Origin of the sequence: Saccharopolyspora sp., from assembly GCF_017434145.1 — a bacterium.
Taxonomy (GTDB): Bacteria; Actinomycetota; Actinomycetes; order Mycobacteriales; family Pseudonocardiaceae; genus Saccharopolyspora_C; species Saccharopolyspora_C galaxeae.
Genome location: NZ_JAFRFW010000715.1, coordinates 1 through 3145, shown reverse-complemented (window position 1 = coordinate 3145; position 3145 = coordinate 1). Strand labels below are relative to the sequence as shown.

The window sequence follows — 3145 nt, the reverse complement described above, 5'->3', positions numbered from 1 at the left end:
CGGCGGCGATCCGGAAGTTCGTCGGCGATCAGCCGCACCAGCGCGGCCGTGCGCGCCCGCTCCGGCGTCGAGCAGGGCAGTCCGGCGCGGGTGATCGGTGCCGCGGTCACCTGCCCCACGCAGGCGATGAACACCTTCTCCCGCAAGGCGGTCAACAACCGTTCACCGCGCCCGGTCCGCTCCGCCCGCATCAGGAAGTTCGTCGCTGCGGGCGCGCTGGTGAACGGCAGCGCGTCGATCTCTCCGGCGATCACCGCGTCGATCAGCGCGTCCAGCGCGGGCAGGTCGGCCGGGTCCTCCCAGCGGTACACCACGATCGGCAGCACTTCGGCGCCCGCAGCGCGCAGCTTCTCCCGGAATTCGCTCATCGGATCGCCGTGCAGCTGCACGACCACGCGCTTGCCCTCGACACCGCGGAGCAGCAGGTGCTCCAGCGTCTCCGGCATCTCCTCGGACGGCGCGGTCCACGATTCCCGCAGCCCGGCACCGCGGATCGCGCCGCTGGCCTTGGCGCCGCGGGCGAGCAGTTCCGCCTCGCCCAAGTGCTGCTTGAGGCGTTCGCCGATACCGCGCCGCTCGGCGGCCTCCAGCCAGCCGCGGAATCCCGAGCCGGTCACCGCGACCACGTAGTGCACGGGCTCGGCCAGCACGGCATCGGTGGCCGCGATCAGCTCGCCGTCGTCCGGTGCGGGAACCGTGTGCATCGCGGCCCCGTAGCGCACCGCCGCGCCGCGCCGCTGCAGCAACGAACCCAGTTCGGCGGCCTTGCGCTCGGCGGTGATCCCCACGGTGAACCCGTGCAGCGGACGTTCCTCGGAGCTCGCTTCCATCGCCCCATCCTCACACCCCGCTGGACCGATCAGCCCACCCGCACCTACCGGGAATCCGGGTGTCAGAGGACTTCGAGGACCATCTGGGACGCGTGTTCCAGCCCCGCCAGCGACTGCGTCGTGGAACGCGGGTGCAGCGCGTGCACCGCGAGCCGGAACAGCAGCGCGCGCAGCAGCGCCTGCGGCCAATCCGTCAGGTGCGACCAGCGCTCCACGATCGCCGCATCCGACCCGCCCCAGGACAACGCATCGATCACCGCGACCGCGGCGGCCCACTCGGCGGGTCGCCAGAACGGCGTGAAGTCGATGACGCCGGGCGGAGCGTTGCCCGCGAACAGCACGTTGCCGAACAGGTCGCCGTGCACCACCTGCGGTCGCAGCTGCGTCTTCCGCCTCGACGCCGCAAGCACGTCGTAGAGCCGGCCGCCCTTGTCCAGCGGCAGCGGGTAGTCCTCCTCGCCCCACGACATCCGGTCCGCCAGCGAGTAGATGTCCTGCCGCGCGTCCAGGAACCTCGGCCGGGTCAGCACGTTGCTGGCGGTGTGCAGCCGCAGCGACGCGGCCACGACCTCGTCGTGCCGCGGCTCCGGGCGCCCGGCGATGTCCCGGCTGGCCGACCAGCCGGACACCACCCAGCGGCCGTCGGTGGATCGCACCGGGCGACCGACCCGCACCTCTTCCGGTTACAGCAGGTCCAGGGTCTGCGCCGTCCACGCCGCCTCGGCGGTGTTCGCCGCGGGTTTGAGCACGACCTCGCCGCAACGCCAGGCGACGGCGCCGTCGACGAGTTCGGCGTCCTCGCCGCGGGCACCGAACGCCGCGCGCACGTGCGTCGGGGGCGGCTCCGGTGTTGCAGTCACGGCGCAGACGCTACCTCCCGCGTCCCCCGATCGGCGGGCGACGCTCCGGGAGCGTGATCAGGTCGATGACCAACGGCCCGGCACGCGAACGGCCCGGCACCACGTTGGGCGCCGGGCCGTCGCGGACGGGATTCCGTTCGGCCGAGCGGCAGCACCGCTGCTCGCTCCGACCCTTCGGCGGCACCGGGCAACCGGCACCGCTTCCGAAAACCCTCGATCAGTAGGTCGGCAGGCTCTGGTCCACCTCGTTGGCCCAGCCGAGCACGCCGCCGCCGACGTGCACCGCGTCCGAGAAACCTGCCTTGTGCAGCGCCGAGAGCGCCTCCGCGGAACGCCCGCCGGACTTGCAGTGCAACACGATCTGCTTGTCCTGCGGCAGTTCGGACAGCGCCTCGCCGGAGAGGATGCGGTCCTTCGGGATCAGCGTCGAGCCGTCGATCTTGACGATCTCGTACTCGTGCGGCTCCCGGACGTCGACCAACTGGAACTCGTCACCGCGGTCGAACTTGTCCTTGAGCTCGCGCGGGGTGATCGTGCTGTTCACCGCCGCCTGCTGCGCGTCGTCCGAGACCACGCCGCAGAACGCCTCGTAGTCGATCAGCTCGTTGATCGGCTCCGCGTTCGGGTCCTTGCGGATCTTGACGGTGCGGTAGCTCATCTCCAGCCCGTCGTAGATCATCAGGCGGCCCAGCAGGCTCTCGCCGATGCCGGTGATGAGCTTGATCGCCTCGGTGCTCATGACCGAGCCGATGGACGCGCACAGCACGCCGAGCACGCCGCCTTCGGCGCAGGACGGCACCATCCCGGGCGGCGGCGGCTCCGGGTACAGGTCGCGGTAGTTCGGGCCGTACTTGTCCCAGAACACGCTGACCTGGCCCTCGAACCGGAAGATCGAACCCCACACGTAGGGCTTGCCGGACAGCACCGCCGCGTCGTTGACCAGGTACCGGGTGGCGAAGTTGTCGGTGCCGTCCAGGATCAGGTCGTAGTCGGCGAAGATGTCCAGCGCGTTGTCCGAGGACAAGTGCACCTGGTGCAGGTTCACCTGGACGAACGGGTTGATCTCGGCGATCGAGTCGCGCGCCGACTCCGCCTTCGGCCGCCCCAGGTCGGACTGGCCGTGGATCACCTGGCGGTGCAGGTTCGACTCGTCGACGTGGTCGAACTCCACGATGCCGATGGTGCCGACCCCGGCCGCGGCCAGGTACAGCATCGCCGGGCTGCCGAGCCCGCCTGCTCCGATGATCAGGACCCGCGCGTTCTTCAGCCGCTTCTGCCCGGCCATCCCGACGTCCGGGATGATCAGGTGGCGGCTGTAGCGGGCGACCTCTTCCTTGGTCAGCTCCGCGGCCGGTTCCACCAGCGGCGGTAGCGTTGCCTGGGCTGCATCGCCGGACATTCCCAGCTCCTCCTCAGTGTTCTCACCTCGCCGCGGCGCCGCTTTCGCGCGCGCCG

Annotated in this window: 2 protein-coding genes and 1 pseudogene; all 3 read right to left on the bottom strand. The window is 70.8% G+C overall.

Features of this window, described 5'->3' with window-relative positions:
* A partial coding sequence (locus IJH84_RS19540) for a uroporphyrinogen-III synthase (RefSeq protein ID WP_200073326.1) occupies positions 1-830 on the bottom strand: 830 nt, incomplete at its 3' end.
* A gap of 62 nt (positions 831-892) precedes the next feature.
* Positions 893-1657: pseudogene (locus IJH84_RS19535) on the bottom strand (TIGR02569 family protein).
* Positions 1658-1907: 250 nt separating this feature from the next.
* The gene (moeZ, locus tag IJH84_RS19530) at positions 1908-3089 is read right to left on the bottom strand and encodes an adenylyltransferase/sulfurtransferase MoeZ (RefSeq protein ID WP_200073324.1); all 1182 of its coding nucleotides are present in this window, start codon (positions 3087-3089) and stop codon (positions 1908-1910) included.
* Between the last annotated feature and the right edge of the window lie 56 nt (positions 3090-3145).